Raw genomic sequence first — 26,865 nt, 5'->3', positions numbered from 1 at the left:
ATATTATTCCATTATACTCTGTGCAACGCTCACTGTTATTGCTTCGTGCAGCGATGCCTTCCTGAAGTGAAGCCCCGTGGTACAGACCTGGAGGCAAACTACTACCGCAATGAAACCGAGGCTTTTAACGGCTTGGTAGCAGTATACGATGTGGTAGGCTGGCAAAGCAGCAACTATGTAACCCGCATCGGCGCCATGAACGCGGCTTCCGACGATCACCTCGCAGGTGGTGGCGGTCCCAACGATGTGAGTCAGTTCCAGGTTTTCTCTAATTATACTTTGACGCCGGCTACCGGTCCGCAGGACGAATTATGGAGAAGAAACTACTCCGGTATTTTTCGTGCAAACGTGCTGCTGGAAAAACTGCCCAACATCCCGATGGATGAAAGCAAGAAGAAAAGATTCATCGCGGAGGCGAAGTTCCTGAGAGCTTATTTCAATTTTGACCTGGTACGGATGTTTAAAAATGTGCCGCTGTTTACTAAGCCCGTTGCTACTTCGGAGATGTATAATGTGCTGCAGGCAACGCCGGAAGAGGTATATGCCCAGATTGAAAAGGATTTGCAGGAAGCCATCGCGGAACCATTGCTGCCCGACCAGGTGCCTGTAGCTACAGACGGTGGCCGCGTCACAAAAGGCACTGCGTATGCTTTACTGGGAAAGGTGTTACTGTACCAGAAAAAATGGGGACCCGCGGCAGAAGCGCTGAAAGAAGTAAATGCCACGCCTGGTCAGGCAAACCCGAAATATGGATACAAACTGCTCCCCAACTTCGGTGACCTTTGGAAGTCGGACAACGCCACTAAATACAACAGCGAAAGCATTATGGAGATGGCGTTCACCAGTACATCTGCCGGCACCTGGAATTGCGTGGCCTGTACAGAAGGCAACGTATTAAACATCATGGTAGGTCCCCGCGGATACAAGCCTAAAACGGCTGGTGCGCCCGACTATGTTTCCGGTTGGAGTTTCCTGGTGGTGACGAAAGATTTATTTGATGCCATTCATGGAGATCCACGGTATTTGTACACTGTGGCCAACCTGGACAGCCTGGAGAAAAATGGCATTGCCGATTATGAAAAAGGGTTTAATAATACAGGCTATTTCCTGGAGAAATTTGCAGGCCGCGTGCGTAACCAGACGACAGGTGGTGGTACCAAAGAGTTGAACTATCCACAGAATATGTATGAAATCCGCCTTGCGGATACTTATTTGATGGAAGCAGAGGCACTGGTGCGCGCAGGCGAAACCGGAGCAGTCGGCACACGTTCCTACAGCCTGTTAAACGCGGTGCGTGCACGGGTGGGCTTAACTCCGGTGCCGGCCACTATCGATAATATTTTTAAAGAGAGAAGACTGGAGCTGGCCGGAGAGGGGCATCGTTGGTTCGACCTGGTGCGTTCCGGGCAAGCCCCGACCGTATTGAAAGATCGCGGGTTCGTGGAAGGAAAGCATGAGATACTGCCGATTCCTTTGCTGGAGATGGAGAATACGAAGATTGTGCAGAGCAAGGAGTGGGGTGGGACCAAGTAATTATTCTACAATAACATCAACACATCAACATGAAAAAATACCTCCGCATATTGATATTCACTGCGGCTGCATTCACAGCCTGCACACCCGAGTCTGCTGATTATTCATTAGGCCCGAAACCCACTGTCAGCTTTAATGCCACGCCCGTACCCAACAGTCCGAACCGCATTGCGGTGGCCAGCACCACGCAGGGCGGCTTCATCTGGAAGTGGCAGTATGGCACTGCCGGCACATCTGCCTTGGAAAAAGATACCTTTAGCTTTTCCAAAAAGGAGAATATACCATTCAGCTAACGGCATATACCAGCGGAGGATTTGCTTCCGCCGTGCAAAAGGTAACGATTGCACAGGACGCGCCCGGCGTGGATATTCTGAAAGGCGGCGATATGGAAACGGCCAGCGCGCAGTTCTGGACAAAGTTGAACACGGGTGGTACGCAAACGACCATAGAATTTACCGGCGGCGCGTTAAAGTTCTCGAATACGGGCAATACCAACGGCGCTATTTACCAGGCGGTAAACGTGAAAGCGGGCAGAGAATACACCTTCTCCGGCACCGTGAAAGGGGGCGGCGCCACCAATACCTGGTTTGAGGTTTATATTGGTAAAACCGTGCCGGTGCAGGGAACGGATTACAGCGATAACAAGTTTATCGCGCTCAATACCTGGTCGGGCTGTGGCGGATCGGCATTTGACGGCGACCTGGCAGTTATTGGCTGCGATGGCTCGGGCAAAGGATTGGGGGCAAAATCAAATTCACGACAGCAGGCACCGTATACATTATGATCAAAGGCGGTAGTTCCGGTGGCACCATGGGAGCAACCGGCATTACGATCGATGATGTGAAGTTCCCGGAGGAACAGTAAAATCATGTAAACAGGCCGCCTGTCCGCATAGGCGGCCCTCTTTAAAACATCCATATGAGAAAAGTATTGTTATTGCCCATGCTGGTAGCAGGCCTTTACATTCTTTCCTGCTCCGGCAAAAAAGACGAAACGGGGCCAGTGTTCAGCGGTCCGCAAACACCGCAGGACAAAGGCTGGGCATTTGAAGCTACGCCCTCGTGGTCCGATGAATTTGACTACACCGGCGCCCCCGATCCCGCGAAATGGGATTACGACATTGGCGGTTCGGGCTGGGGTAACAACGAATTGCAGTATTATACGAACGCTACGGACAATGCTGTGGTGGGTAACGGCGTGCTCACCATCACTGCCCGCAAACAGGCGATGGGTGGCCGCGATTACACATCTGCACGTTTGGTAACACGTAAAAGGGCGATTTCCTGTACGGCAGGTTCGAGATCAAAGCGAAACTCCCGAGCGGCAAAGGCACCTGGCCCGCGATCTGGATGCTGCCCACCGATTGGGCTTATGGCGACTGGCCGAAGTCCGGCGAAATCGACATCATGGAACATGTAGGCTATGACCAGGATAACGTGCACATCTCCACGCATACCGAAGCGTATTACTTCCGTATCAATACCCAGAAAACTGCTACCCGCCGTATTCAGAATGCGAGCACGGAGTTTCATTTGTATCGTGTAGACTGGACGCCGTACGCCATTCGCGGTTACATCGATAACCAGTTGTTGTTCCAGTTTACGAATGAAGGAAAAGGATATACCGTATGGCCTTTCGACAAACGTTTTCACCTGTTGCTGAATATTGCCGTAGGCGGCGACTGGGGCGGCGCACAGGGAGTGGCGACAGATGTATGGCCGGCAGCCATGGAAGTAGACTATGTAAGAGTGTATAAAATGATAGACAAATGATCCGTATCAAAAGCATATATGCATTTGCCTTAGTAACAGCACTGGGCATCGGTTGTAAGGGCGATACCGCTAGCGGGCAGGGACCTTCGGGTCCGGGGAAACCGCAGGACAGGTCCGATGTTGAAGTATGGATGACGAAACCAGACCGCCTGGCGTTATTCGCAAAACAAACCACCGCCCTGAATTTTAAAGACACCAGTAACGCCTGGCCAACTATTACCATAGACACCACCCAACGCTACCAGGAAATTGACGGCTTCGGCTACACGCTCACCGGCGGCAGCGCCACGTTGATAAACGGTTTGCCGGAAACTACTAAAGCGGCGTTATTGAAGGAGTTGTTCGCGACAGACAGTACTTTCATTGGCGTAAGTTACCTGCGGGTGAGCATTGGTGCGTCCGATTTAAGTGCGGCGAGTTTCACTTATGATGATGTACCGGATGGGCAAACAGACGTAAACCTTACGCAGTTTAGCATTGATAAAGAAAAAGCGGACCTGATACCGGTATTGAAAAAATACTGGCATTGAATCCGCAGCTTAAAATACTGGGCTCGCCATGGTCGGCGCCAACATGGATGAAAACCAATAACGCATTTAAAGGCGGCAGCCTGAAGCCCGAATATTACAGTGTGTACGCTCAGTATTTTGTGAAATACATCCAGGCCATGAAGGCGGAGGGGATTGCGATTGATGCGATTACCATTCAGAACGAGCCGCTGCATGGCGGTAATGTGCCAAGTATGGTCATGCAGCCGGCGGAACAGGCGGATTTTATTAAAAATCACCTGGGCCCTGCATTTCGCGCAGCGAACATCACCACGAAAATTATTCTGTATGACCATAACGCCGACCGGCCGGATTACCCATTGGCGATACTCGCGGATGCCCAGGCTGCGCAGTATGTGGATGGTTCTGCGTTTCACCTGTATGGCGGGCCTATTACCGCGTTAACGCAGGTGCACGATGCCTATCCCAATAAACATGTCTATTTCACGGAACAATGGGTGGGCGGTCCCGGTAATTTCGGGGATGACCTGAGGTGGCATGTGAGTACGCTGATCATCGGCGCTACCCGTAACTGGAGCCGTAATGTGCTGGAGTGGAACCTGGCGGCGGACCCGGATTACAAACCTCATACGGATGGTGGCTGTACCAGCTGCCTGGGAGCTTTAACAATTGCCAATGGCGGCTTTGTCCGCAACGTTGCTTACTATATCATAGCCCATGCCGCTAAATTTGTACGTCCCGGTTCGGTGCGCGTGGCCTCCAATATCGAAGGTGGCCTAGAGAATGTCGCTTTTCAGCGCGCCGACGGTAAAAAGTGCTGGTGGTCATCAACACCGGGAGCGTACCCATGACCTTTAATATCCGCTATCGCGGCAAGATCGCTACTGCCAGTCTGAATAACGGCGCCGTTGGCACCTACGTCTGGTAGTACAAAAACAACAGGTCTGTTCCTGTTCGTGGAATTAACGCCGGGGTGGTTTTGTACCTGCTCCGTACTTTTAAAAGGAAAGGCCGGCGGGTACTCCGCTGGCCTTTTTGTGCGCTGAACGTTGCATAAAAAAACCAGTGGGGAACCACTGGCTTATTACATCTGAACTTCTATTTGCTATTATAATTTTTTCGCGTCACATTATTAATGTCCGTCGAACCGTACCGGTTGACGAAAGCTAAGATAGATATATAAATTATTTATCGCGTGTTAAATTTATCAATGTGTATAAATATGCCAGGTAGGGAATTGTGTGGATAACTCCTTCCTATTTGTACCAGTAATTCCTGATAAAACCGAACGCACTGATGCTGAATTCACTGCTTCCCCTGGCGATCAGGTAAAGGTCGTGTACCCCGTTCGCGTGAGGCAGGTGCCCTACTAACTTTGCGGAATATACTGTATCGGCTGTGTATGGAATATCGAGTGTGCCTATCTTTTTTCCCCGGGCATGATCGATGCGGAACTCCAATCGGCCGGCGCCCGTCTTATCGGCACAGGTGACCATTACTTCGAAACCCACTTCACCCATGCTCATGTTGATCTGCCGGAACCCGAGAATGGAACCGCTTTTCATGACAAATTCGTCGTTCTTTGGTTTGGGAGCGGGAGGCGCAGCATTATTCTGCCCGCTTGCGGACAAAACAATAAACTGAAGAATAGCTACCGTGATAGCTAAAATGAACGGCCTCATAGGATAGGTGACTCTGCTTTAATTTCATATAAAGATAAAAATTAATGTCATTACTGGAAACAAATGTTTAAAAAAATAATAATAACGGCTGCGGCTATCCCGCTGATTCTCTTTTAGTTTGATAGAAATGCAGTAGGGTAAAGGCTTTAGGGCCATGCCCGATTTTTAATTATTTTTGAAGCCACCCTCGATCAGATCATGGAACCTGTTTTTTTCAAGCACCCGGCCGAGTTCCGGAAATGGCTGCAAACGTATCACCGTAAGGAAACCGAATTATTAGTAGGTTTTTATAAAACCGCCACCGGCAAGCCCAGCATGACCTGGGCCGAATCGGTGGAAGAGGCGCTTTGTTTCGGCTGGATCGATGGGGTACGCAAGTCAATGGGCGAAGAAAGCTACACGATCCGTTTTACCCCGCGTAAATCCACCAGCATCTGGAGCGACGTGAATATCAAAAGATGGCGGAGCTGCAGGAGCAGGGCCGTATGACCCCGGCGGGCCTGGCGGCTTTTGCGCACCGCACGGAGGCGAAGTCGCGCGTTTACTCCCACGAGCAACAGGAGCCCGAAGCGCTGAAGCCCGCCTACGAGAAGCGGTTTAAAGCGAACAAAAAGGCCTGGGCGTACTGGCAAACGACACCACCGTCGTATAAGAAACGGTTGGTACACTGGGTGATGGGCGCAAAACAGGAGGTTACACAGTTGAGCAGGTTGGAGAAGGTGATGGGGAGTGCGAACGGGAGCGAAGGATGGTTTAGCTTATTGGGGACTCGTCATAGATATATCGGGTCCTCGGACTGCCCTCGTCGTGAACTCGTATAGGACTTATAGTAGAATTATAGTAGAATTACAGTAGAATTACCCCGGTATTTCTCACCACTCCCGCCGCACCTGTCGCCAACTCTTGGCGGACATTTCAAACCGGATTTCACCCTGGGGAGTAAACCCATCCATCCGCCAGCCGGAGTCGACGTAAAACCGCTCCGCCCGTGTTCCGGCTGCCGTACTGAGCCATAACGGCCCTTCATTCTCCGCAAAGTACCAGTCGAGCATTGTTGCCTGTAACCGCCGCCCGATCCCTTTCCCCGCTGCATCTGGGTGCACGAACATGGCCCAAACCATACTTTCGCCCGTTGCTACGATCGCAAACCCGGCTACCCGACCTTCTACTTCGCAAAGCCAGCCTTTGCCGGCCCATGTCAGGTAACGTGTATAATGTTCCGGGGTGACGAGCGAAGGCGTATTCAGGCGGTTCTCCTGTACGGCGCAACGCACATCATGGAGCGCGGAAATGTCGTAAAGGGTAGCGGGGCGAATCAACATAAAACGAATGTAGCGGAAAAGTTGAAAAAATAATTTCAAAACAATTATCTAATTAATAAAAAATATTATTAAGTTTGATGCATTCAAGATTATATCTGGCATCCACGTCATTGCCGACTAAACGCATTAAAAAAGCTCATGAAACAACCAAAATGGAAACCGCTCCTGATTTCGTGCTGCCTGGCCGCCGCTGTTATGCCGGTGAAAGCCCGAACTGAAGCCGGAACAGGTACGCGCGCTGCTCGCCGCCAAACAGGGCACTATTGTAGAATTGCCGGGTTTTTTAACGGAAAAGATCCCGAACATCGATTACGTGAAAGTGCCGATGGCTGGCCCGCAACACGTAATTTCCGATGATCCTGAGTACATCCGCGTACCGGAAGCCATTGCCCTGCAGGAAGCGGTGCAACCCGGCGCCGTGCGGCTTTACGTGTACAATGTAAATGGTGTAAAAGAGCCGGCTAAAATCGACCGGCGCATTACTGCCGTGATCAAAAATACGGGTACCGGGGTAATGCACCTGCGCATGCTGCGTTATTCTTCGCAGAAGCCGAGTACCAATTATTACCTCTGCGGAAAACAAGGGTTGGCCGACTTCTTCGCGTCCAAACCTTCGAACGTAATCCGCAGCATTAAGCCGGGAGAAGTAGTGGCGATCGATGATAAATTTGAAAAGGCAATTGTGAAATATGATGAGCTCGTGCATGGTTTTTACGAATTCGTGATCGACCAGCCGGGCGAGATCAATGTATTGCAGACAGATATTAATACCAGTGGTCCCAAAGCCTACGCGCGTATTAAAAACGTGCTGCCCAGCAAAAGTCAGAGCGGGGCGGGCCGTGGTGTGTTTGGTGTGAGTAACTACCGTATCCTCAACACCGACGTATACGACACGAAAGATGGGGTGAAAGAAATCATCGTCGCCGATGGTAAACTGGATCCGTGGGTGACCGGTAAATCGGCCATCAGCGAAGGTGTGGCGGAACTCGCCGGTAACTATGGCGTGATGTATAATATAGAACTGAAATGGAAAAGCACCGACGGTAAAGGCCTGGCGCTGGTAACCTGGAACGCCCGCAGCGGCAACAGTCAATGGTGTGGCGGTATGGCCAACACCATGGTGGTAAGCGGTGGTAAGTTCAAGGAAGGCATCATTCAACTGCCGAGCGACCGCCTGGTAACGAAAGCCGCGCCGGAAGCGATTCTCGTGCAGGTGTTCAAGCCATCAGCCAATGGCGAAGAACAAACGATCAGGATGACCTATTCGCCTCCGGGCGCATCCTGTCTGCCAACGCCGCTGATTTTTATACCGGTGGATATTAAATAATTCAAACGGGCCGTACGATATGTGCGGCCCGTTTTGAATTATTGAGGTATGAAATTCATCGGCCGGCCGGCCCGGTTGTTTTCTTGTAACATGGTGCCCCCTTTTATATAGGCCCACCTTCCGGGCCAGCGTGCATCGACCAGCCCTGATGGCGCGCTATTTGTATTTGCACCGTTATGCCCGAAGGTCCTTCCATCATCATCCTGAAAGAACTGGTCAGCGGTTTTACCGGCAAAAAGTGCTGGAAGCTGGTGGCAATGCGTCTATCGACCTGGAAATCATCCGGGGGGAAAAAGGTAACGGCGTTTAAAAGCTGGGGCAAACATTTCCTTATCTGTTTCCCGAAGTTCACCGTGCGCATTCATCTGCTGCTGTTCGGCTCCTACAGCATCAATGAAAAAACAAAACCCCAACCGCGTTTATCGCTGTCGTTCACCAATGGTGACCTGTATTTTTATGCCTGCCAGGTAAAGTTCTTGACCGAACCCCGGACGAAGTGTACGACTGGAGCGCGGATATCATGAGCGACAGCTGGAACGCACGGCAGGCACGTGCTAAGTTAAAGGCATCGCCGGATATGCTGGTTTGTGATGCGTTAATGGACCAGCAGATATTTTCGGGTTTGGGTAATATTATCAAGAACGAAGTGTTATTCCGCACCCGCATACACCCCGAAAGCAGGGTGGGGGCGATTCCCGCGAAAAAGATAACGGAGTTGCTGCGGGAGGTCGTAAAATATAGTTTCGAGTTCCTTCACTGGAAAAAGGAAAATACCCTCAAAAAGCACTGGCAGGCGCATACGAAGAAAACCTGTCCCCGCTGCCACATCCCTTTTTTCAAAAAACATACGGGCAAAACCCGCCGCCGTAGCTTCTTTTGCACTAACTGCCAGGTGTACTATACATGATTTTACGTGAGCGGTTAGCTGCTTTGCCTTTTGAATTGTACTTTGCGCGCAAGCACCAATTTGTTTATGATCAAGAACAGTTTAAAGTGGATGGGCCTTGCGGCAACGCTGTGTGCTCCGGCAGCAGTGAGCTTTGCGCAGCAGGCCCCGAATTTTCTTTCTTATGTTGATACGCGTATCGGTAACGTAGGTCAGCTGCTGGAGCCCACGCGGCCCACGGTCCAGCTACCTAACCAGGTGATGCGCATGTATCCCATCAGGGCCAGTTATATCGACGATCAGATTAGCAGTTTCCCTATGCTGGTCGTGTCGCACCGCCAGGGCGAAGCGTTTTCGATGAAACCCTCCTTAACGGCCGATGCCTTCCGCAAAAGGATGACCTATGATCATGACCGGAAGTCCTCCGGCCATGGCAGTATGAAACCTTTTTAGTAGATGATGAGATTACGGTAGGCTTTACCCCCGGCGAAAAAGCAGGCATCTACCAGTTTGCATTTCCATCAACAAAAGATAAATACCTGCTGCTCGACGATTACAGCAATGGCCGGAACGAATGGATGTTGAAAGGAGCAGAACTGAGCGGCAGCACTATTTTTCGGGGCGACGACGAGGTGAAAGTATTCGTATACGGTGTTTTCAGTACAACGCCCGCTTCGCAGGACGCATCCTCCAAAGGTAAATTGGTATTGAAGTTTGATGCGCCCAAAGTAGAATGGCGTTACGCAGTTTCCTTCATCAGCGTGGAGCAGGCGAAAAAGAACTATCAGCAGGAGCTGGGTAATGGCATCACCGCGGCCGCACTGGCCAAGAAAGGAGAAGCCGCCTGGGCGAAAGTGATTAACCAGATACAGGTGAAAGGTGGTACAGAAGCACAGAAGCGCAGCTTTTACAGCGCGTTGTACCGGTGCTACGAACGTATGGTAAACATCACCGAAGATGGCCAGTATTACAGTGGTTATGATAAACAGGTGCATACCTCCAAACGCCCGTTTTATGTGGATGACTGGAGCTGGGATACGTATCTCGCCCATCACCCGCTGCGAACGATTTTGCACCCGCAACAGGAAGCAGATATGATGCAATCCTATGTGCTGATGTATGAGCAAAGCGGCTGGGTACCTACGTTTCCGCTCGTTTACGGCGATCATGCCTGCATGAACGGTTTTCATTCGAGCATCTCGTTCCTGGACGCATACCGCAAAGGGGTAAAGGATTTCGACATTGAAAAAGCATACGAAGGCGCCTTAAAGAACGCCGATAAAGCCACGATGCTGCCCTGGAAGAACGGCCCTAAAGGTCCGCTCGACGACTTCTATCACAAAAATGGCTATTTCCCCGCGCTGGCCAAAGGAGAACAGGAAACCGATAAATTGGTACACAGCTGGGAAAAACGCCAGCCGTTGCCGTAACGCTCGGTGGGGCTTACGACGACTGGGCGGTAGGCCAACTCGCATCTACTTTAGGAAAAGAGGCAGATGCAAAACGTTTCGCACAGCGCGCGCTGAATTATAAAAATCTCTACGATCCGAAGTTCAAAATGTTCATGCCCAAAGATGATAAGGGCAACTGGGTGCCCATTGATCCGAAATGGGATGGTGGCATGGGCGCACGCGATTATTATGACGAAAACAACGGTTACACCTACCAATGGCAGGTGCAGCACGATATCGCCGGTCTGCGCGACCTGATGGGCGGCGCCGCAAACATGGAAGCCAACCTGGACCAACTGTTTCGCGAAGGCCTGGGTCGCAGCAAATACGAGTTCTGGTCCAAACTGCCCGATGCTACCGGTAACGTTGGACAGTTCTCCATGGGCAACGAACCAAGTTTCCATATTCCCTACCTGTATAACTATGTGGGTGCACCCTGGAAAACGCAGAAGCGTATCCGCTTTTTACTCGATGTGTGGTATAAGGATAACATCTTCGGCATTCCCGGTGATGAAGATGGTGGCGGTATGACGGCTTTCGTGGTATTTTCGTCGCTGGGCTTTTACCCGGTAACACCTGGTGAGCCGGTGTATACAATCGGCAGCCCGTTGTTCGAAGAGTCGTCTATTAAATTAGAGAACGGGAAAACGTTTAAATTGGTGGCGAAAGGAGCTTCTGTCGTTAACAAGTATATTCAGAAGGCGAAGTTGAACGGGAAGGTGTTGGAGAAGCCGTTTTTTACGCATGATGAGCTGATGAATGGCGGGGTGTTGGAGTTAGAGATGGGGGCGAAGCCGAATAAGAATTGGGGGAAATAATAAAACATAACCAGGTCAACGAGCCGCTCTGATGAGTGGCTCGTTTTCGATTTATCATATGCACACGGCTACGCTAACACGTCTTGCCACTCCGGCATCTTCTTAAACATCGCATGCGCAAACGGACACAAAGGCAACACCTTCATCCCATGTTCCCGCACATAAGCCACCAGTTCCGTCTGCAATCGCTTCCCAATTCCCTGTCCACCTAAAGAATCATCCACCTCCGTATGTTCAATAATCATTTTATGTTCCCCAGCCATTACGTATGCCATCTCCGCCATCTTCACGCCATCTACTAAAAATCGAAAGAGCCGCGTTTGCCATGTTCGCCCTGGTGCTGCGTATGTTTGATTTCTGTCGTCGCCATATTTATTGTTTTTTGAGTTCAGGTAAAGGTATAAATCCATGTTCGCCGGGTACCGGTGCAAACGACTGGTCCCGCCATTTTTGTTTCGCCGCTTCGATCAGCTCTTTGCTCGTGGCCACAAAGTTCCAGTCGATGTAACGCCGCTCCGGGAACGGTTCGCCGCCTACGATATAGATGGTTGTTCCGGCCTGCATTTTAAAGGCGCAGAATACTTCGGGTTTAGCCACTAACAGTTGCTTAGTGCCAAATATATTGCCTTCGCTTTCCACGTTTCCTTCTAAGATGTACATTCCCCATTCGCCATACAGGTGCGGACCGATGTTCACCGTTTGTTCGCTGTCGCTTTTCAGCTCCAGGAAAAATAGTTTGCTATATACAGGTACCGGCGATTTTTTACCAAAGGCTTCCCCCGCAATGAGTTTTATGTTGACGCCGTCCTGTTGCCAGGCAGGCAGCTCGGCCGCTTCGATGTGTGCAAAGGACGGATCCATTTGCTCCAGTTCTTTCGGCAGTGCAACCCATATCTGGAGGCCATGCATCTGTTTATCGCTGTGGCGCAGGTAATCCGGCGTACGTTCGCTATGTACGATGCCGCTGCCAGCGGTCATCCAGTTTACCTGTCCGGGTTTAATTTCCACGGAGGTGCCCAGGCTGTCTTTGTGCATAATGCTGCCCTCGAACAGGAAGGTGAGGGTCGACAGGCCAATGTGCGGGTGCGGGCCGATGTCCACGTTCTGGTGGTCATTCATATTTACCGGCCCCATATGGTCGATAAACACAAAAGGACCTACCATCTTCTTTTCGCGGAAAGGCAGCAGGCGCCCGACCATGAAATTTCCGATATCGCGTGCGCGTTCTTCGATGATCAGTTCAATATTCGACATCTTGCTAAGATACAATATTTACAAAGGAGGATCAGCTGGCGAGGATCGCTGCCGAAAATTCGCTTTCCAGCGCGAGGAAGGTGGGCGGAATGCGGGCTTTGTCCATGATCCTGAACGTGCCTTCGTCGTTGATCTGCATGTGGAAGCGTAATTTCTTGTCGCCGTGAATGGCGTATACCTGGTATAATTCCCGGATGCGGACGTTCATGGGGAAAAATTCGAACTGCACTTCCGCATCGCCGATCATGAACGGTTTACTGAACTTCTTAATGGTTATCGCACTCATTGCTTTACTATGGCCAATCTTTAAAAAATAGTCGGCAAAAGTGATAAAAAAGCTGGCATTCGTAATTTTAAATAAAAAAGATATGGCAGAAGTATGGCAGCGAGGGCCGGTGGCGGATGTGCCGCCGTTATTGCAGCCCGTAGCACACGCCCTGTTGCAGGCGCGGGAAGAAATTACAGCGATGACGGCCGGCTTTCACGACGCCTGGCTCTGGGAACGCCCTGCAGGCGTTGCCTCTCCGGCATTTCACCTGCAGCACCTGTCCGGTGTGCTCGACCGGCTTTTTACCTACGCCCGCGAGGAGGCCCTGAGCCCGGAGCAGATCGAATACCGAGCAGGAATCCATCGTGCACAAAGACCTCACCACAGCCACGCTAATGGAGCGTTTCAGCTGGCAGGTAGACCGCTGCATTGATCAATTAAAGCTACGAACGAGGCCGAACTTACGGAAGTAAGAGGGGTAGGGCGGAAGCTGGTGCCTTCTACGCTGATCGGGCTGCTGTTTCATGCGGCGGAGCATACGATGCGGCACACGGGACAGCTCCTCGTGACCGTAGCCGTGCTGAAAAGCAAAGAATAGCCTACCTTTGCGGTTCAATTTTTTTATCTGTAATATGACTTTTGAAGATTTAAACCTGAACAAGCCCCTGCTTAATGCCTTGTCCGACCTGAATTACACCACGCCTACCACCATCCAGCAGAAGGTGTTTTCGGTGGTAATGTCGGGCCAGGACGTGTGCGGTATTGCGCAAACGGGTACCGGTAAAACCCTGGCTTACCTGCTGCCTACGCTACGGCAGCTGGAGTTTTCAAAAGATAAATCACCCCGCGTACTCATCCTCGTGCCCACGCGCGAGCTGGTAGCGCAGGTGGTGGAAGAGATAAAAAAACTGACGACTTACATGAGCGTGGAAACGCTGGGCATTTACGGGGGCACCAATATGAACCCGCAAATGGAGGCCGCCAAGCAGAAACAGGACATCATCGTGGCCACTCCCGGCCGGCTGGTGGACGTGGCGCTCAGCGGCGCGTTGAAGCTGAAATCCATCAAAAAACTAATTATTGATGAGGTGGATGAAATGCTCAACCTCGGCTTCCGTACACAGCTCAAAAACATATTTGACCTGCTGCCGGCCAAACGGCAGAACCTGATGTTCTCCGCCACCATTACCGATGAGGTAGAGGCGCTCATAAAATCATATTTCAACAATCCTACGACGGTAGAAGCGGCGCCGGCAGGTACACCGTTGAAAAGTATCCGGCAGCTGGGGTACGAAGTGCCCAACTTCAATACAAAAGTGAATTTGCTGGAGCTGCTGATCAGTACCGATCCGGAAATGACGAAAGTGCTCGTGTTCTCGGCTACCAAGTCGCTGGCCGACCAATTATTTGAACAGGTAGAAAACCGTTTTCCGGGGCAGGTGGGCGTTATTCACTCCAACAAGGAACAGAACCACCGTTTCAATACCGTAAAACAGTTTAAGAACGGTACCTACCGCTTCATCATCGCTACAGATATCATTGCCCGCGGTCTGGACATCGCCGAAGTATCGCATGTGATCAACTTCGATGCGCCGGAAGAACGCGAAAGCTATATCCACCGCATTGGCCGTACCGGCCGCGCAGATAAGGAAGGCATTGCCATCCTGCTCACTACACCGCGTGAAAAAGAGCAGGTAGAGCAGATAGAGGCACTGATGAATTACCGGATCCCGATGCAGCCGCTGCCGGAAAACCTGGTATTCTCCGATGTGTTAACGGAAGACGAGATGCCGAAAGTAGTGGTAAAAGAAATTCAATTAAAGCCAGTGAAACGCGCAGAGGACGCGGGCGCAGCGTTCCATGAGAAAAAGGCGAAGAACATGAAGACGAATAAAACGATGACGCACGCTGAAAAGATGCAGCTCAAATATGGCAAGCCGAAAACCCGGGGAGCCAAAAAGAAAAAACGTTAATAAAAAGCGCCGGCCAAGGCGCTTTCTTTTTTTTATATAGATTTTAGTTATATTTAGTTACCCATAAAACTATTGAGAACCGCTGTATCCTGAATTAACTGTTATGAAAAAAGCACAACTGCCGCCAGGGCGAATGGCGCATATCAGGAGAACGACTGCTTTGTATAATATGGTGCCTAATCTCACCTGGACCATCCTCCACCTGGCCCCCGTTACCGTTTTTTGTTTTACATGGATGCGTCCCCTGTGGGTATATGTGTTGCTGGTCGCCGCGCTGTTGGTCGCTTTGCTGCCTGCGATCGTGTACCGCAAAATGCAACTCGGCGCGGAAGTGGCTGTGTACAAGCGCATCGGCATTATGTGGGTGCGCCGTTTCAGCCAGGATGGCGATATTATTAACCGCCTTTTACGCAAACGTTTCCCGGGCTACAAGGTAATCCACGAGCCGGCTGGCGTGCGGCGGTATATTTTACGCGCCAACATGAACGAACGCTTTCACTGCGGTTTGTTCGCTTTTATGACGGGTATTATGGTATTTGCGGTGGTGCAGGCGCATTACATCTGGGCGCTGGTCATTGCCATCAATAATGTGCTGTACAATTTATACCCCATGTTTTTACAGCAATATAACCGCATCAGGCTGAGGGAGATCAGCCATCACCGCGAAGGGTTCGATATGTTCATGAGAAAGGAGAGGATAGGCCTGTATTAGTGCCAGAGTTTTCCTTCGGGATTAATATGCCTGTGATACTTCTGGGCTGCGCCAAAGGTAGAGAAGTCCTGCTTTTCACCTAACTCAATTTCCTGGAACGCGTACCACATTTGTCGCGCCGAAATAATCGGCTTCATCCTGCCAACACCGGTACAGAGGCCCGATATGGCAATGCTGTGAATGTCCGCATGCTGGCGTGCCTGAATCAGTACTGCTTTCATGGCCAGGTAGGCATTCACCGAGGTTTCAATATTAAAATTAGTAGGTACGCGCATGGTAGGCGCCGAAATGAGGAACGGGATAGTGTTATCGCCGGTCTCTATCACGAGGGCGGTACCGATAAGCAATTCGCCTTCGGGCAGGGCTTTAATGCGGCGTTGCAATTCAATTTCAAGATCCCATCCCAAACGCTCGGAAATAGCGTAATCCAGGCCGCCGTTCATGAAGCCGAAGGAGTTGGCCGGACTTACGATCGCATCGCAGGTAATGCGGGTAATATCGCCGTTAACGACGCGAACATTTGCCTGGTGCTGGAAAAAAGTGTTCCGGCAGTAATCATTTCGGGATTGGTGTCGATGAGGATATATTGCATGCACAGTAATATAGTGCAAAAATACGACAGCTAAAACAGCTGCTTCAGTTCATAGAGTGCCAGCGGCTCAGCGTCGGGCGGCTTAATGCTTTTCAGAAAGCGGAATCCAGCGCGCTCAAGAAGTTTTACACTGCGTTCGTTGCGGGGCAGCGTAATCGCCAGAAGGCTGTGCAGGTTTAGCTTTAGGCGGGCATAGTCCAGCGACGCGGATACGGCTTCCTTTGCATATCCCCGCCCCTCGTATTCCGGTAAAAAGCGAAGCCCAGGTCGGGCCGGTCGAGGTAAGCGCGTTTAAAGAAACCGCACATGCCGACTGGTTCGAGCGTTTCTTTGCTCATCACCACCCATGCCCCAAATCCGTTTTCGTCATAACTGCGCAGGGGGCCCGAGCGGATGTATTGCCGCGCATCGGCAGCCGTACGTACATTGCGGTCACCGATGAATTGCAGCCACGAAGGCATGTTTAGCAGTTTTACGATGAAGTTGTCGTCTTCCAGGGTGATGGCGCGGATAATCAGGCGCTGTGTGATGATAGGTATATCCATGACGGTCGGCATTTCTCTCTACTTTAAGTTAATAATTGTTGCCTGCATTTTCATCGCTTTTTAATAAATGTTCAATTTACGTTTCTTATTGAGCCCTATTTTTAGAGATTTATCATCGAAAGTTCCGGTTTAATAAAAAATATTTTATCAGATGTTATTACAATCGATTGTTTTTGTATAAATTTGTTATAGTAGGTAAAACCAAAATCGACGTATCTGACATTTTAAAATCCACGTAAACAATGATGCGAATAACTTCCAATCAACGCGCCGCTTTTACGTAGTTACATGCAAACGTTTGCATGAATCCGTTTGAGCAATCGAATCCCCGATAAGATATTGCCCTTGCTGATGTGATGCGCAGCGTCGCGGGTGATGTATTGTCTTTATTTTTTGATGTATTGCCTGCCCTGGTCGTTTCCTGAACGGTCATGGTGATTTATTGCCTTTCACTCAAAATTTACGTTATGTCTAAACATTTACCACGATCTCCGCGCTGGTTAGCCAGCCGGTTGCTGATCCCCTCGCTGGTACTAACGGCTTTTTCCGCACCTGCATATGCAACGCCGGAAGCCATGTTCCGGGACCCGCAAAAGCAAACAACCGACGAAGTAAAATCTATTAAAGGCACCGTGACAGACGAATCCGGCCAGCCCTTGCCCGGTGTAACCGTGCTCATTAAGGGCGCCAGTGGAGGTACTGTTACGGATGCGAAAGGCGCCTTTACGCTGAACACGCGGCAGGCCAATCCGGTATTGGTATTTCAGTTCATGGGCTACACGGCGCAGGAAGTGAACTATACCGGACAGGCTTCACTGAAAGTAACAATGCGTGCCGATCAGAAAGGTTTGGGGGAAGTGGTGGTAGTAGGATATGGTACTCAAAAGAAAGTAAACATGGTGGGCGCTGTGTCTGCCATCACGGTAGACCAGAAAATTACCAGCCGCTCGCTCCCAAATGCTTCTTCCGCTTTATCCGGACTGGTGCCCGGTTTGGCCGTTACTCAATCCACCGGCATGGCCGGCCGCAATACCTCCAGCCTGCTGATACGCGGTCTGGGTACGGTGAACAATGCCAACCCGCTGGTGGTGGTAGACGGCATGCCCGATGTGAACATCAACCGCATCAATATTAATGATATTGAAAGTATTTCTGTACTAAAAGACGCTACGTCTGCCTCCATCTACGGATCACGTGCAGCCAACGGCGTTATACTCATTACCACGCGTTCTGGTAAAGGACAGCGCAAAACACAACTGAGTTTCAACGGTAACTATGCAGTAGAACAGCCCGTGAAGTCATATGATTTTATGAACGATTACGCCCGTGCGCTCACCGTTCATCAACGTGCAGCCCTCAACAACACGCTTCGCTCGCAGCTGCTGTTTAAAGACGGCACCATCGACCAGTGGATGGCCATGTCGATGATCGATCCACTGCGTTATCCCGACACCGACTGGTGGGATATTATTATGCGCAATGGTACCATGCAGAACTACAACGTATCGGCCTCCGGCGGCAGTGAAACATCTAACTTCTTTTTCTCCGTGGGCACGCTGGATCAGAAAGGTTTGCAGATCAACAACGACTATCAGCAATACAATGCACGCTTCAACTTTGATTATAAGTTGAAGAAGAACATGAACACCGGTGTGCGCTTCTTCGGCAACTGGTCTAAATTCCTGTACGCGCTTGAAGATGGTTATACAGATGATGATGCATCTAACACGGCTGGTTTCGATATGCAATATGCCATCGCGGGTATTACGCCCTATGATCCCGTTACAGGTTATTTCGGCGGTGTAATGGCATATAATGAAGACCCGCAGGCGTATAATCCATATACAGTTTATACCAACGCGCTAAATCGCCAGAACCGCCAGGAAGCTAATACCATGGCTTATATAGACTGGACGCCCATCAAAGGGTTAACAGCCCGCCTGGATTATACGGTAAACTATTACAACCAGTTCCGTTACAGGGCGGATATGCCTAATCGTTCTTATAACTTCCAGCAGAATATTTTCGGTAGCCGTATTTATGTGGGCGATAATGCACCGATCCAGAACTTCACGAATACGGGTTACAAAACCATGTTCAACGCACGGTTGAATTATAATAAGCAGTTTGGTAAAAATCATGACCTGGCCGGTTTATTCGTATACAGCGAAGAGTATTGGTACGATCGCTGGCAGAATGGTTCCCGCAACGATCGCCTGTATCCCACACTGCACGAGCTCGACGCCGCATTGCCCGATATTCAGTCGGCCAGCGGTAACACGAATACGGAAGGAATGCGCTCTTATATCGGTCGCGTAAACTATACCGCTTTCCAGCGTTATTTACTGGAGGCGAACTTCCGTGTAGATGGTTCTTCGCGCTTTCTGCCGGGTAACCAGTATGGCTTCTTTTCTTCTGTAGCGCTGGGATGGCGGTTTTCAGAGGAAGCGTTTATGGCATCCACCCGCAAATGGTTAAGCAATGGTAAACTGCGCGTGTCCTACGGCGGCCTGGGTAACAACAGCGGTGTAGGCAGGTACGAGCAATTGAACACGCTTACTTCCAGCTCTTATATGATTAATGCGACCAGTGTAAAAGGTTTGGTAAATACCAAAATGGTGAACCGCGACCTGACCTGGGAAAATACGGACGTGCTGAACGTTGGCCTGGATTTAGGATTCTTCAACGGCCGCCTGTCCGCCGAGCTCGATTATTACGATCGCCTCACGACCGGCATGAACCGCCCCTCTGATTTCTCGATCCACCTCTCCGGCGCTTACAATCCTCCGCCCCGCCGCAACATCGGCAACCTGCGCAACCGCGGTATGGAAATGAACCTCACCTGGGCCGACAAAGCCGGTGATTTCAACTATCTCTTTAACCTGAACGGTTCGCATAACTGGACACGGCTCGAATCCTGAACGAGTTCCTGGGCCGTGGATACACCTTCCTCGACATGCCTTACCACTTTGTGTATGTGTATGAAGACCTGGGCATCGCACAAACCTGGCAGGACGTGTACAATGCTACCCCACAGGGCGCGCAGCCGGGCGATGTGTTACGTAAGGACTTAAACGGCGACGGTAAAATTGATGGTAACGACCTGAAAGCATACCCGAAATTCCAGCGCGACCGCCCACATACGTTCCTTTCGTTCCGCACAGCATTGTCCTGGAAAGGCATCGATCTTTCGGTACTGCTCACCAGCGCTTATGGCAGAAAGGATTTCGTGACCAACAACTACAATAACACGAATATGGGCACGCAGCGCTACGCCTCTACCTGGGACCACTACTACAACACCGGAACCTGGACAACCGTGCCGCCGAATGGCCCCGCCTGGGCGGTTCCGGCAACAACCGCGCGGAAACGCAGTTCTGGCTGGATAACATGAATTATATGCGGCTGAAAAACATCCAGCTGGGCTACAGCTTGCCGGAGCGGTTGCTGGAAAAGGTGAAGATCACCAGCTTCCGCGTATTCGGCTCTACGGAAAACCTGGCGACCATTACGAAGTATCGCGGACTTGATCCGGAAATTCAGGCCAACAGGAGCAACGCGTATCCACTTACCAAGTCTTATTCCGTTGGCGTAAACGTGGGCTTCTAAAATTTTTATTATGAAAAGAGCTTTCAACATCATATCATCAGTGGCCATACTAGCCGTATTGGCCGCCTTCACGGCGGGTTGCCGGAAAGACCTGCTGAACCAGTCGCCCACCGGCGAACTGGATGCCGGCGCGTTCTGGAAAACAGAGAACGATGCCATCATCGCGTTACAGGGAGCTTATGCGGACATTCGCCCGTTGTTCGACCGCGATTATTATTTCGATGGAATGGGAGAATACATCCGCACTCGCGGTACCAGCGCCACCAACGGCAACCTCCAGAAAGGCGATGCTTACCAGGGGGCTACTTACGCGCCATCGGGCAGCGGACAAACGTTCGATAAAATGTATCGTTACCTGTACGGCGGCGTGAACCGCGCCAACTACGTGATCGATAATGTGAATAAAATGCTGCAAACGGCTGCGCCCACGGCGGTGCCGGGATTGGAAAGGGTAGTGGGAGAAGCGAGGTTGTTGCGCGGCATGATTTATTTCCGGTTAATTACACTGTGGGGCGATGTGCCCTACATCGGTAAAACGGTATATGCGGACGCGGAAGTAAGCCGCCTGTCCCGCCTGCCCATTGCGCAGATCAAAGACTCGATCATGGCGGACTTTACTTACGCGTTCGAAAAGCTGCCGGTAAAAGCCACGGAGTTTGGCCGTGCAAGTAAACCTGCCGCACTGGCGTTTCGTGGTAAGCTGCAATTATACTGGGCATCCTGGAATAATTACGGCTGGCCGGAGTTACAGGGCTTTGCACCCAGCGCCGCTGCCGCTACAGCAGCTTACACTGCTGCCGCAGACGACTTCAAAAAGTGATCAACGATTACGGGTTAACGCTATGGCGCAACGGGGATCCCGGTCCCTGCGATCCGCCGGGCAAAGCGGATAATCTGCCTAACTACTATTATTTGTTTACGCCGCTTGCTAACCAAAGCAACCCGGAAATGATCATGGTGTTTACGCATGGTGGCACGGGTACCAACCAGGGCGAAGAACTGATGCGCGATGTAGCGGGTCGTTCGCACGAAGGTTCGCAGTGCTGGGTATCGCCGCGGTATGAAATTGCAGACCGGTATCAGCTGATATCAACAGGTGATTATGCGCCGAAACTGGTGCCGACCGACCCGGCAGTAGCAGGCGCACGTACGGCGCCGAATTCGGCGATCAACCCGCAAAGTTATGCCGGCCGCGACTATCGCATGAAGGCATCGATCATGTGGGATTATGAAATGAGCATCGGGATGGCAGCGTTGAAGTCTACCGGCTGGGTGCCATTTCTTTATAAAACCTGGACGCAACCTATTACGATCGATGGGGTAACATACAATCCGTATAATACCGATGGTACCAACTCCGGTTATGTACTGCGCAAGTTCCTCCGCAATTACGCCGGCCAGGGCAGAAGTGATGGCGATTATGCTTTCCCGGTTATGCGGTTGGCAGATGTGTACCTGATGTATGCGGAAGCAACGAATGCAACAGTAGGTCCGCAGGCAGATGCGATCGACCTGGTGAACAGGATTCGCCGTCGTGGTAACCTGCCGGCTTTGGCGGGCACGAAAACCGCGAACAAGGAAGTGTTTTTCGATGCGATTGAACAGGAGCGTATTATTGAATTGCTGGCGGAAGGGCATCGCTTCTTCGATATCCGCCGCTGGCGCAAGCTGGAGAAGATATGGGGTGCACCCGGTTCTCCCGGTGTATGGATGCGCGATACGCATGGCGGACAGGTGCAGCAGCTGTACCAGAACCTGCCTGAAAGAACGTATCAGCAATTCTACATCTGGCGCATTCCGCCGGGCGAACGTGACCGTAACCCGAATTTGACCCAGAATCCTGTGTGGTTGTAATCTTAAAAAGTATCAACATGAAAAAGTATTTCGCATTTTCTATACTCATTCTTGGTGCAGCCCTGCTGGTGTTCGGTTGTAAGAAAGAATTCCCGGTGGATGAAGACGGGCTGCTGATCACCAAACGCGAGGAGTGTTTCATTACCGACCTGGACCTGCTCGGCGCAGACCTGCAAACGGTGCGCACCGGTGCTACGATTATCGATACGGCGGCGCTGACGGTAGATGTTACCGTGTTTTTCGGTACCGACCTGAAAAATATCTATCCTGTATTCAGCCTGGCTTCTGACTGTAAGCTGGAACCGAAAGTAGTGGGCAGGACAGACTTCTCCGACATGGCGAATCCCCGTAAATACTCGGTGGTTTCGGGCAACCGGAAAATCCGGAAAATGTATACGGTTCGTATCACTGTGAAACAATAAAAACTCAGCACATGTTAACAAGAAATATATTACTGCTGCTGTCGTTCCCTTTCGCACTGGCCGCCTGTTCCGAAGATGAGGACTATGCAGTGCCAACACCGAAAAACGAGTTGCAGAATGACGTGATCAAACGATCGATGGGTCCTAATATCGTGGGCAATAACATTGAGTTCGCCTATGCGATGGCATTGCCACCCGCAAAAGGCAAACTAAGCTCCGCGCAGGTGGAAGCCACCATTGCCGGCGCGGCGCCTACTTATCTCGAGTACCGCTCTTTTTACCAATGGCAGCGGCCAGATGTGGGCGTGGCGATTGGTAATCCATCGGTAAATACCGGTACGGTGACCAAGGTGGATTTTACGAAAGATACGTCCGCGGCCACTTTGCGCTACTTCTATAACGTACCGACCGACGCCCGCGGTAAAACGGTGAGCTTTACCTTTAGCGCACAGAGTAGCGATGGGGGAAGGTTACGTACAAAATGGGACCGTATAAGGTATCAAAAATGGATATGAAACTGGACCTGGTGGTGAGAGACGCCACCAACTACTTTATATCCATTGCGGACATGGCCGTGTATAATGCCGCCGATGCCGCCACCAAAGGCAATGCGATCGACCTGGTGTATGTATATCGCGCGCTTACAACGGCAACGTACAATCACTCCTTTGTATCGCCTTCGGCGGAAGCGCAGTATTTACAGGGGGCCGTGGTACCGGCGGGGCTGACCAACAGCACTAAATTACAGAAAGCCTGGAACCTGCGCGACGTGCAGCTTTCCCGTGCCGCCTACAACGTATACATTGATGATATTGATTTTGATAAGATCAATTTTACCGGTGCGCCGAATTTCGCAATCAATATGAAAGCGGAAGCAGGCCTATGGGTAGAAACGGCCGATGGCAAATACAGGGCATACATCTACGTGAATAAAGTGGATAATGCCGGAAAAAGTGCCACCATCAGCATCAAACGTTATCCTTTGCAATAAGAGTGAAAGGATGCAGGAAACGGGGGCTGTTTTATAATAGCCCCTGTTTATTTTATATTTTACCCGGACAAATCACCCACATGAAGCGGATTTTGATTGTAGTATGCCTCGCAGCCTTTACCCAGGGCCGCGCGCAGGAAACCTTCTTGCTGAAGAAAAATGTATTGCAGGAAACCAAACAACGGCTTGCCCGCAAAGACGCAGCCACCCGGCATGCCCTGGCGCAACTCACCAAAGAATGCGACACACTGCTGACCCGTGGCCCGTATTCGGTAACCTATAAAACGAAAACTCCACCCAGCGGAAACAAGCACGATTACATGAGCGTAGGCCCTTACTGGTGGCCCGACCCGAGCAAGCCCGATGGGTTGCCCTACATCCGGAAAGACGGGCAAGTAAACCCGGAGCGCAACCATGTACGTGACGCAGAGTTTCAGAACGCGTTAAATCATGACGTATACACGTTGGCGATAGGCTGGTATTTCACCGGCAACGATGCTTACGCCCGCCACGCGGCCAGGCTGCTGCGCACCTGGTACATCGATACGGCGACGCGTATGACCCCGCACCTCAATTACGGACAGGCAATCCCCGGCATCACCGAAGGGCGTGGTATCGGGCTCATTGATACACGTAACGTGGATAAACTGATCGATGGGGTACAACTGCTGAAGGGCTCGAAAGCCTTGCCGGAAAAGGATTATAAGGCTTTGCAGTCGTGGTGCCGCGAATTCCTGACCTGGATGCGGACCAGCCCCGTTGGGCTGGACGAAGCCGATGAGCACAACAACCATGGCACCTGGTACGATGTACAGGCGATTTCGCTGGCCCTGTTTACCGGTCAGCGTGACAGTGCAAAGCTGTGGCTGGAACACCAGACAAAAACCCGCATTGAAAGCCAGCTGGCCGCCGATGGCAGTCAGCCCCACGAGCTGGCGCGCACATTATCCTGGAACTACTCAACGATGAACCTCAAGGCGTTTTTTGAACTGGCCCTGCTGGCGGAGAACGTAAACATAGATTTATGGCGCTACCAGACCCCATCAGGTAAAACGATTGAAAAGGCATTTACCTGGCTGCTGCCTTTCGCGGAAGGTAAACAGGAATGGAAGCACCAGCAGATCAAACACATGGATACCAGTGGTTACCTGGAACTGGCGGTCATGGCCGGCCGGAAATATCCGCAGCTCGACCTGAAAGCGCTGTGGCAAAAGTATCCTGACTTTCACGAACCGGTGTTGCAGCTGGTAGCCTGGAAGTATTAGTTTTTATATGCTTTCTATATTCATCCTGTATCCGGGGTATATCTAAAGCGTAAATAGACCGTTCCGGAACAGAAACGGGAGACCCGAAGTATGCACTTCGACCAATGAATGGACTTAAACCGAAAATCATGCGAAAACTCTTTATAGCGGCCCTGTTACTGATGCAGCTGTCGACCGCCTCCGCGCAGCAGCAACAAAACCTGCTGAGCGGTAAATACAACCAGGAAGCATTAGGGAAGATATTGATCCCGCAGGCGCAATGGACACCCTTCCCGCACATTGCCGACCGTGCGGGCTGGGACAAAGCGGATGCTGCCACCAAAGCGGCCGTGATCAAAAAAGCAGAAACCTTCCTGGGTTTTACCTGGCCCTCGATCCCCGCAACGAAATCGCTGCTGATTGTGCGGAACGGCAACCGGAGCGAGTACCGGGATATTGCCAACGTTAAACGCGAGGCACTCGGTTATTTGCTGCTGGCAGAGGTTTGAAGATAAAGGCCGCTTTACGGACGATATCATCAACGGTGTATGGGCCATCTGCGAAGAGTCTTTCTGGGGCGCGTCCGCACATTTGCCCAAGAATAAACCGCACTCCGGGCTGGTGGATGTATCGCAGCCATTTGTGGAGCTGTTTTCCGCGGAAACCTCCACGCTGCTCGCCTGGACAGACTACTTTGTGGGCGACAAGCTGGATGCCGTGTCGCAACAGGTACGCAAACGCATTTACTATGAAGTGAACAACCGCATTTTTGAGCCGCTGATGACCAAACCGCACGGCTGGATGCAGGCCAATTCGCAGGGCATTCCACCGAACAACTGGAACCCCGGATCTGCTCCAATTGGCTGAACGCCGTATTGCTGCTCGAAAAGGACGATGCCAAACGCACCACGGCGGTATACAAGCTGCTGCAAACCCCGGATAACTTCCTGAACCCGTACCCTGCCGACGGCGGCTGCGATGAGGGTCCCAGCTACTGGGGAGCGGCGGCAGCTTCGCTGTACGATAACCTGGCGATGTTGAACCTGGCCAGCAACAACGCTTTCAAATATGTGTTCGAAGATGAGAAGGTGCGCAACATGGGCCGCTACATTTACCGCGCGCAAATCAGCCCGAAATACTTTCTCAATTTTGCAGATGCTGATCCGCAGCCTGGTATGGACGGCGCCATGATTTACCGCTATGGCAAAGACATACAGGATAAGGATATGATGCGTTTCGGGGCCTACTACATCGGCAAAAACAATAAACTTACCCGTTATCACTACTTCCGCAACTTGTTCGAACTGTTTATGCAGGACGAATTCGCAAAGGCGGAAAAAGGCCTGCCGTTGCCGGCCGACAGCTGGTTGCCAAACCTGCAGGTGTTTGTATCGCGCGATAAACAAGGCACGACCGATGGCTTTTTCGTGGCGGCGAAAGGCGGGCACAATGCCGAAAGTCATAACCATAACGATGTAGGCAGTTATGTTGTCTTCTATAACGGTCAACCCCTGCTGATCGATGTAGGCCGTGGCACATATACCGCGAAAACATTCAGTGACAAACGTTACACGATCTGGTATAACCGCTCTGATTATCATAACCTGCCTACCGTGAACGGGCAAACGCAGTCGCCCGGACTGAAGTTTAAGGCAAATAATGTGTCGTACGCAAAAGGGAAGGGTTATACCGATTTCTCGGTGGATATTCACGCAGCTTATCCCGCAGAGGCCGGGATTACGAAGTGGCAGCGCAATATTCGCTTCAACAAAGGGAAAAATGTGGAAGTGAGCGAAGATATACAACTGGATAAAGGCGGCAGCATTGTGGAACACCTGATGACCAGCTTCCCGGCGAACCTGGTGCAGCCGGGAAAGGTAGCGGTGCATTGGAAATCGGAGAAAGGGGAGACAAAAGATTTTTACATCTATTACCCCGACAAGCTCTTCGGCGCGAACGTGGAGAAAATTCCTTTGCAGGCGATGGAAGACGAAGGCATCAAACAGAAATGGGGCGATAATATTTATCGCATCAACTTTACCACGGTAAAAGATTATCCGAAAGGGAAGTTCAAGTTTACGATCAGCGATAAATAGTACAA

The 26,865-nt window shown here is 51.1% G+C and carries 34 protein-coding genes and 2 pseudogenes; 29 read left to right on the top strand and 7 right to left on the bottom strand.

All coding sequences use genetic code 11. The features are described 5' to 3' along the window. Nucleotides 1-66 precede the first annotated feature (66 nt). The 6 genes and pseudogenes from MKQ70_RS16970 to MKQ70_RS42325 all read left to right on the top strand — a co-directional run bounded on the left by MKQ70_RS16970 (nucleotide 67) and on the right by MKQ70_RS42325 (nucleotide 4,665). Nucleotides 67-1,533 carry a RagB/SusD family nutrient uptake outer membrane protein gene (locus tag MKQ70_RS16970; protein ID WP_248072723.1) on the top strand — a complete coding sequence of 489 codons (1,467 nt, stop codon included), beginning with the start codon at nucleotides 67-69 and terminating at the stop codon, nucleotides 1,531-1,533. Nucleotides 1,534-1,562: 29 nt separating this feature from the next. Further along, nucleotides 1,563-1,826 (top strand): hypothetical protein, encoded by a 264-nt coding sequence (locus tag MKQ70_RS16965; RefSeq protein WP_248072722.1) that lies wholly within the window; start codon nucleotides 1,563-1,565, stop codon nucleotides 1,824-1,826. Between the two features lie 32 nt (nucleotides 1,827-1,858). Next, nucleotides 1,859-2,317 (top strand): hypothetical protein, encoded by a 459-nt coding sequence (locus tag MKQ70_RS16960; protein WP_248072719.1) that lies wholly within the window; start codon nucleotides 1,859-1,861, stop codon nucleotides 2,315-2,317. Between the two features lie 134 nt (nucleotides 2,318-2,451). After that, the gene (locus tag MKQ70_RS41310; RefSeq protein ID WP_248072717.1) at nucleotides 2,452-2,952 is read left to right on the top strand and encodes a glycoside hydrolase family 16 protein; all 501 of its coding nucleotides are present in this window, start codon (nucleotides 2,452-2,454) and stop codon (nucleotides 2,950-2,952) included. Continuing rightward, the gene (locus MKQ70_RS16950) at nucleotides 2,835-3,305 is read left to right on the top strand and encodes a glycoside hydrolase family 16 protein (RefSeq protein WP_248081426.1); all 471 of its coding nucleotides are present in this window, start codon (nucleotides 2,835-2,837) and stop codon (nucleotides 3,303-3,305) included. Before MKQ70_RS41310 ends, MKQ70_RS16950 begins: the two co-directional genes overlap by 118 nt. Further along, nucleotides 3,302-4,665, top strand: a pseudogene (locus MKQ70_RS42325) (glycoside hydrolase family 30 protein). Before MKQ70_RS16950 ends, MKQ70_RS42325 begins: the two are co-directional and overlap by 4 nt. A 405-nt stretch (nucleotides 4,666-5,070) precedes the next feature. Here MKQ70_RS42325 and MKQ70_RS16935 read toward each other — a convergent pair. Then, nucleotides 5,071-5,496 carry a carbohydrate-binding protein gene (locus MKQ70_RS16935; protein WP_248072711.1) on the bottom strand — a complete coding sequence of 142 codons (426 nt, stop codon included), beginning with the start codon at nucleotides 5,494-5,496 and terminating at the stop codon, nucleotides 5,071-5,073. A 198-nt stretch (nucleotides 5,497-5,694) separates the two neighbouring features. On the opposite strand from MKQ70_RS16935, the gene MKQ70_RS16930 reads away from it, so the two are divergent. Continuing rightward, nucleotides 5,695-5,985 (top strand): YdeI/OmpD-associated family protein, encoded by a 291-nt coding sequence (locus MKQ70_RS16930; RefSeq protein WP_248072709.1) that lies wholly within the window; start codon nucleotides 5,695-5,697, stop codon nucleotides 5,983-5,985. Then, complete coding sequence (locus MKQ70_RS16925) at nucleotides 5,955-6,317, top strand: YdeI/OmpD-associated family protein (protein WP_248072707.1); 363 nt, start codon at nucleotides 5,955-5,957, stop codon at nucleotides 6,315-6,317. Before MKQ70_RS16930 ends, MKQ70_RS16925 begins: the two co-directional genes overlap by 31 nt. 51 nt (nucleotides 6,318-6,368) lie before the next feature. Here MKQ70_RS16925 and MKQ70_RS16920 read toward each other — a convergent pair whose 3' ends face one another. Further along, the gene (locus MKQ70_RS16920) at nucleotides 6,369-6,818 is read right to left on the bottom strand and encodes a GNAT family N-acetyltransferase (protein ID WP_248072706.1); all 450 of its coding nucleotides are present in this window, start codon (nucleotides 6,816-6,818) and stop codon (nucleotides 6,369-6,371) included. Between the two features lie 271 nt (nucleotides 6,819-7,089). Here MKQ70_RS16920 and MKQ70_RS16915 point away from each other — a divergent pair, with 271 nt between their 5' ends. The 6 genes from MKQ70_RS16915 (at nucleotide 7,090) to MKQ70_RS38655 (ending at nucleotide 11,300) form a co-directional block, all read left to right on the top strand. Beyond that, nucleotides 7,090-8,145 carry a copper amine oxidase gene (locus tag MKQ70_RS16915; protein ID WP_248072702.1) on the top strand — a complete coding sequence of 352 codons (1,056 nt, stop codon included), beginning with the start codon at nucleotides 7,090-7,092 and terminating at the stop codon, nucleotides 8,143-8,145. A gap of 176 nt (nucleotides 8,146-8,321) precedes the next feature. Next, nucleotides 8,322-8,669, top strand: a complete 348-nt coding sequence (locus MKQ70_RS16910; protein ID WP_248072700.1) for a hypothetical protein — start codon at nucleotides 8,322-8,324, stop codon at nucleotides 8,667-8,669. Continuing rightward, complete coding sequence (locus MKQ70_RS16905; protein ID WP_248072698.1) at nucleotides 8,642-9,052, top strand: Fpg/Nei family DNA glycosylase; 411 nt, start codon at nucleotides 8,642-8,644, stop codon at nucleotides 9,050-9,052. Before MKQ70_RS16910 ends, MKQ70_RS16905 begins: the two co-directional genes overlap by 28 nt. A gap of 66 nt (nucleotides 9,053-9,118) precedes the next feature. Continuing rightward, the gene (locus tag MKQ70_RS16900) at nucleotides 9,119-9,484 is read left to right on the top strand and encodes a hypothetical protein (RefSeq protein ID WP_248072696.1); all 366 of its coding nucleotides are present in this window, start codon (nucleotides 9,119-9,121) and stop codon (nucleotides 9,482-9,484) included. A gap of 11 nt (nucleotides 9,485-9,495) precedes the next feature. Next, the gene (locus MKQ70_RS38660) at nucleotides 9,496-10,461 is read left to right on the top strand and encodes a glycoside hydrolase domain-containing protein (protein ID WP_372490121.1); all 966 of its coding nucleotides are present in this window, start codon (nucleotides 9,496-9,498) and stop codon (nucleotides 10,459-10,461) included. After that, entirely contained in the window at nucleotides 10,422-11,300 is an 879-nt protein-coding gene (locus MKQ70_RS38655) for a glycoside hydrolase family 92 protein (protein WP_308199482.1), read from the top strand. The genes MKQ70_RS38660 and MKQ70_RS38655 overlap by 40 nt, the downstream gene beginning before the upstream one ends. 68 nt (nucleotides 11,301-11,368) lie before the next feature. On the opposite strand, the gene MKQ70_RS16890 is transcribed toward MKQ70_RS38655, so the two are convergent. The 3 genes from MKQ70_RS16890 to MKQ70_RS16880 are packed head-to-tail and all read right to left on the bottom strand — an operon-like array spanning nucleotide 11,369 to nucleotide 12,840. Further along, nucleotides 11,369-11,710, bottom strand: coding sequence for a GNAT family N-acetyltransferase (locus MKQ70_RS16890; protein WP_248072694.1), 342 nt, complete (start codon nucleotides 11,708-11,710; stop codon nucleotides 11,369-11,371). Beyond that, nucleotides 11,673-12,554 carry a pirin family protein gene (locus MKQ70_RS16885; RefSeq protein WP_248072692.1) on the bottom strand — a complete coding sequence of 294 codons (882 nt, stop codon included), beginning with the start codon at nucleotides 12,552-12,554 and terminating at the stop codon, nucleotides 11,673-11,675. Before MKQ70_RS16885 ends, MKQ70_RS16890 begins: the two co-directional genes overlap by 38 nt. Before the next feature lie 31 nt (nucleotides 12,555-12,585). Next, entirely contained in the window at nucleotides 12,586-12,840 is a 255-nt protein-coding gene (locus tag MKQ70_RS16880; RefSeq protein ID WP_248072691.1) for a hypothetical protein, read from the bottom strand. An 82-nt stretch (nucleotides 12,841-12,922) separates the two neighbouring features. On the opposite strand from MKQ70_RS16880, the gene MKQ70_RS16875 reads away from it, so the two are divergent. From MKQ70_RS16875 to MKQ70_RS16865, 3 genes are all read left to right on the top strand, one after another. Next, entirely contained in the window at nucleotides 12,923-13,255 is a 333-nt protein-coding gene (locus MKQ70_RS16875) for a hypothetical protein (RefSeq protein WP_248072689.1), read from the top strand. Between the two features lie 199 nt (nucleotides 13,256-13,454). Then, nucleotides 13,455-14,795, top strand: a complete 1,341-nt coding sequence (locus MKQ70_RS16870) for a DEAD/DEAH box helicase (protein WP_248072687.1) — start codon at nucleotides 13,455-13,457, stop codon at nucleotides 14,793-14,795. A 103-nt stretch (nucleotides 14,796-14,898) separates the two neighbouring features. Next, nucleotides 14,899-15,507 carry a glycosyl-4,4'-diaponeurosporenoate acyltransferase CrtO family protein gene (locus MKQ70_RS16865; protein ID WP_248072685.1) on the top strand — a complete coding sequence of 203 codons (609 nt, stop codon included), beginning with the start codon at nucleotides 14,899-14,901 and terminating at the stop codon, nucleotides 15,505-15,507. On the opposite strand, the gene MKQ70_RS16860 is transcribed toward MKQ70_RS16865, so the two are convergent. Next, the gene (locus MKQ70_RS16860; RefSeq protein WP_248072683.1) at nucleotides 15,504-16,103 is read right to left on the bottom strand and encodes a macro domain-containing protein; all 600 of its coding nucleotides are present in this window, start codon (nucleotides 16,101-16,103) and stop codon (nucleotides 15,504-15,506) included. The genes MKQ70_RS16865 and MKQ70_RS16860 overlap by 4 nt on opposite strands. Before the next feature lie 26 nt (nucleotides 16,104-16,129). Beyond that, nucleotides 16,130-16,560, bottom strand: a pseudogene (locus MKQ70_RS42320) (GNAT family N-acetyltransferase). A gap of 551 nt (nucleotides 16,561-17,111) precedes the next feature. On the opposite strand from MKQ70_RS42320, the gene MKQ70_RS16850 reads away from it, so the two are divergent. From MKQ70_RS16850 to MKQ70_RS16795, 12 genes are all read left to right on the top strand, one after another. After that, entirely contained in the window at nucleotides 17,112-19,565 is a 2,454-nt protein-coding gene (locus MKQ70_RS16850; protein ID WP_248072679.1) for a SusC/RagA family TonB-linked outer membrane protein, read from the top strand. A 35-nt stretch (nucleotides 19,566-19,600) separates the two neighbouring features. Next, complete coding sequence (locus MKQ70_RS16845) at nucleotides 19,601-20,038, top strand: hypothetical protein (RefSeq protein ID WP_248072677.1); 438 nt, start codon at nucleotides 19,601-19,603, stop codon at nucleotides 20,036-20,038. Between the two features lie 5 nt (nucleotides 20,039-20,043). Continuing rightward, entirely contained in the window at nucleotides 20,044-20,253 is a 210-nt protein-coding gene (locus tag MKQ70_RS16840; RefSeq protein WP_248072675.1) for a hypothetical protein, read from the top strand. 10 nt (nucleotides 20,254-20,263) lie between these two features. After that, nucleotides 20,264-21,073 carry a RagB/SusD family nutrient uptake outer membrane protein gene (locus tag MKQ70_RS16835; RefSeq protein ID WP_248072673.1) on the top strand — a complete coding sequence of 270 codons (810 nt, stop codon included), beginning with the start codon at nucleotides 20,264-20,266 and terminating at the stop codon, nucleotides 21,071-21,073. Next, nucleotides 21,070-22,107 (top strand): RagB/SusD family nutrient uptake outer membrane protein, encoded by a 1,038-nt coding sequence (locus MKQ70_RS16830; RefSeq protein WP_248072671.1) that lies wholly within the window; start codon nucleotides 21,070-21,072, stop codon nucleotides 22,105-22,107. Before MKQ70_RS16835 ends, MKQ70_RS16830 begins: the two co-directional genes overlap by 4 nt. Nucleotides 22,108-22,124: 17 nt before the next feature. Then, nucleotides 22,125-22,529 (top strand): SGBP N-terminal domain-containing protein, encoded by a 405-nt coding sequence (locus tag MKQ70_RS16825; RefSeq protein WP_248072669.1) that lies wholly within the window; start codon nucleotides 22,125-22,127, stop codon nucleotides 22,527-22,529. Nucleotides 22,530-22,540: 11 nt separating this feature from the next. Further along, nucleotides 22,541-23,044 (top strand): DUF4466 family protein, encoded by a 504-nt coding sequence (locus MKQ70_RS43800; protein WP_248072667.1) that lies wholly within the window; start codon nucleotides 22,541-22,543, stop codon nucleotides 23,042-23,044. Continuing rightward, entirely contained in the window at nucleotides 23,041-23,520 is a 480-nt protein-coding gene (locus MKQ70_RS43795) for a DUF8576 domain-containing lipoprotein (RefSeq protein ID WP_248072666.1), read from the top strand. The genes MKQ70_RS43800 and MKQ70_RS43795 overlap by 4 nt, the downstream gene beginning before the upstream one ends. Nucleotides 23,521-23,600: 80 nt before the next feature. Further along, the gene (locus tag MKQ70_RS16810) at nucleotides 23,601-24,785 is read left to right on the top strand and encodes an alginate lyase family protein (protein ID WP_248072665.1); all 1,185 of its coding nucleotides are present in this window, start codon (nucleotides 23,601-23,603) and stop codon (nucleotides 24,783-24,785) included. A gap of 128 nt (nucleotides 24,786-24,913) precedes the next feature. Continuing rightward, nucleotides 24,914-25,273: a hypothetical protein gene (locus MKQ70_RS16805; RefSeq protein WP_248072664.1), complete on the top strand. Its 360-nt coding sequence runs from the start codon at nucleotides 24,914-24,916 to the stop codon at nucleotides 25,271-25,273. Beyond that, a complete protein-coding gene (locus tag MKQ70_RS16800; protein ID WP_248072663.1) occupies nucleotides 25,221-25,631 on the top strand; it encodes a hypothetical protein in 411 nt (136 codons plus the stop codon). The genes MKQ70_RS16805 and MKQ70_RS16800 overlap by 53 nt, the downstream gene beginning before the upstream one ends. Before the next feature lie 8 nt (nucleotides 25,632-25,639). Continuing rightward, nucleotides 25,640-26,860, top strand: a complete 1,221-nt coding sequence (locus MKQ70_RS16795) for a heparinase II/III domain-containing protein (protein ID WP_248072661.1) — start codon at nucleotides 25,640-25,642, stop codon at nucleotides 26,858-26,860. Nucleotides 26,861-26,865: the final 5 nt, after the last annotated feature.

Source organism: Chitinophaga sedimenti (assembly GCF_023156195.1).
In the GTDB taxonomy this organism is placed as follows: Bacteria; Bacteroidota; Bacteroidia; order Chitinophagales; family Chitinophagaceae; genus Chitinophaga; species Chitinophaga sedimenti.
This window is presented reverse-complemented; position numbering and strand designations above follow the sequence as displayed.

Bases quoted from the DNA above. Each gene is read 5' to 3' on its own strand.
- MKQ70_RS16965 (WP_248072722.1), top strand. From the start codon at position 1,563: ATGAAAAAATACCTCCGCATATTGATATTCACTGCGGCTGCATTCACA.
- MKQ70_RS41310 (WP_248072717.1), top strand. From the start codon at position 2,452: ATGAGAAAAGTATTGTTATTGCCCATGCTGGTAGCAGGCCTTTACATT.
- MKQ70_RS16935 (WP_248072711.1), bottom strand. From the start codon at position 5,496: ATGAGGCCGTTCATTTTAGCTATCACGGTAGCTATTCTTCAGTTTATT.
- MKQ70_RS16930 (WP_248072709.1), top strand. From the start codon at position 5,695: ATGGAACCTGTTTTTTTCAAGCACCCGGCCGAGTTCCGGAAATGGCTG.
- MKQ70_RS16925 (WP_248072707.1), top strand. From the start codon at position 5,955: ATGGCGGAGCTGCAGGAGCAGGGCCGTATGACCCCGGCGGGCCTGGCG.
- MKQ70_RS16920 (WP_248072706.1), bottom strand. From the start codon at position 6,818: ATGTTGATTCGCCCCGCTACCCTTTACGACATTTCCGCGCTCCATGAT.
- MKQ70_RS16910 (WP_248072700.1), top strand. From the start codon at position 8,322: ATGCCCGAAGGTCCTTCCATCATCATCCTGAAAGAACTGGTCAGCGGT.
- MKQ70_RS16900 (WP_248072696.1), top strand. From the start codon at position 9,119: ATGATCAAGAACAGTTTAAAGTGGATGGGCCTTGCGGCAACGCTGTGT.
- MKQ70_RS16890 (WP_248072694.1), bottom strand. From the start codon at position 11,710: ATGGATTTATACCTTTACCTGAACTCAAAAAACAATAAATATGGCGAC.
- MKQ70_RS16885 (WP_248072692.1), bottom strand. From the start codon at position 12,554: ATGTCGAATATTGAACTGATCATCGAAGAACGCGCACGCGATATCGGA.
- MKQ70_RS16880 (WP_248072691.1), bottom strand. From the start codon at position 12,840: ATGAGTGCGATAACCATTAAGAAGTTCAGTAAACCGTTCATGATCGGC.
- MKQ70_RS16875 (WP_248072689.1), top strand. From the start codon at position 12,923: ATGGCAGAAGTATGGCAGCGAGGGCCGGTGGCGGATGTGCCGCCGTTA.
- MKQ70_RS16870 (WP_248072687.1), top strand. From the start codon at position 13,455: ATGACTTTTGAAGATTTAAACCTGAACAAGCCCCTGCTTAATGCCTTG.
- MKQ70_RS16865 (WP_248072685.1), top strand. From the start codon at position 14,899: ATGAAAAAAGCACAACTGCCGCCAGGGCGAATGGCGCATATCAGGAGA.
- MKQ70_RS16850 (WP_248072679.1), top strand. From the start codon at position 17,112: ATGTCTAAACATTTACCACGATCTCCGCGCTGGTTAGCCAGCCGGTTG.
- MKQ70_RS16845 (WP_248072677.1), top strand. From the start codon at position 19,601: ATGCCTTACCACTTTGTGTATGTGTATGAAGACCTGGGCATCGCACAA.
- MKQ70_RS16840 (WP_248072675.1), top strand. From the start codon at position 20,044: ATGCGGCTGAAAAACATCCAGCTGGGCTACAGCTTGCCGGAGCGGTTG.
- MKQ70_RS16835 (WP_248072673.1), top strand. From the start codon at position 20,264: ATGAAAAGAGCTTTCAACATCATATCATCAGTGGCCATACTAGCCGTA.
- MKQ70_RS16825 (WP_248072669.1), top strand. From the start codon at position 22,125: ATGAAAAAGTATTTCGCATTTTCTATACTCATTCTTGGTGCAGCCCTG.
- MKQ70_RS43800 (WP_248072667.1), top strand. From the start codon at position 22,541: ATGTTAACAAGAAATATATTACTGCTGCTGTCGTTCCCTTTCGCACTG.
- MKQ70_RS43795 (WP_248072666.1), top strand. From the start codon at position 23,041: ATGAAACTGGACCTGGTGGTGAGAGACGCCACCAACTACTTTATATCC.
- MKQ70_RS16810 (WP_248072665.1), top strand. From the start codon at position 23,601: ATGAAGCGGATTTTGATTGTAGTATGCCTCGCAGCCTTTACCCAGGGC.
- MKQ70_RS16805 (WP_248072664.1), top strand. From the start codon at position 24,914: ATGCGAAAACTCTTTATAGCGGCCCTGTTACTGATGCAGCTGTCGACC.